Origin of the sequence: Streptomyces sp. RPT161 (genome assembly GCF_027533845.1) — a bacterium.
Lineage (GTDB): Bacteria > Actinomycetota > Actinomycetes > Streptomycetales > Streptomycetaceae > Streptantibioticus_A > Streptantibioticus_A silvisoli_A.
This window is the reverse complement of sequence record NZ_JAPZVN010000099.1, coordinates 1-618: the sequence shown is the minus strand read 5'-3', so window position 1 is coordinate 618 and position 618 is coordinate 1. Positions and strand designations below refer to the sequence as shown.

1 protein-coding gene is annotated in these 618 nt (G+C 66.3%); it reads right to left on the bottom strand.

The window, feature by feature from the left end; genetic code table 11:
* A partial coding sequence (locus O5O46_RS35075) for an acyltransferase domain-containing protein (RefSeq protein WP_269859737.1) occupies positions 1-618 on the bottom strand: 618 nt, incomplete at both ends.

Below are 618 nucleotides of genomic sequence, written 5' to 3'. Positions count from 1 at the left end.
AGGCACAACACCCACCGACCGCCACAGCTCAGCCAACGACACCATCACGGCGAACAACACCGGCTGAACCACATCAACCCGCTCAAGGGAAGGCGCACCCTCAACCCCGCGCAGCACATCGACCAACGACCAATCAGTGAACGGCTCCAAAGCCGCCGCACACTCATCGATCCGCGCCGCGAACACCGGCGAGGCATCCAACAACCCCACCGCCATGCCCACCCACTGCGACCCCTGCCCCGGAAAGACAAACGCCGCCTTACCACCGACACTCACACCACAGGTCAACCCAGCCGCCATCCCACTCGCGGCCAACGCCTCCACCCCAGACCGCAGTTCCGCCAGACCCGCACCCCGCACCACCGCACGGTGATCCAACGCAGCCCGACCCGTGGCCAACGACCACCCCACATCCACCGGACGCCCATCCACCCCAGCGTCCAACACCGCCAGCAACCGCTGCGCCTGACCCCGCAACGCGGCCTCGCCCTTACCGGACAACGGCCACACCACCACACCAGGCACAACCCCACAAACAGCCTGCGGCTCCTCCTCCGCCACAACCTCAACCGGCGCCTGCTCCACGATCACATGCGCATTCGTCCCACTGAAACCGAA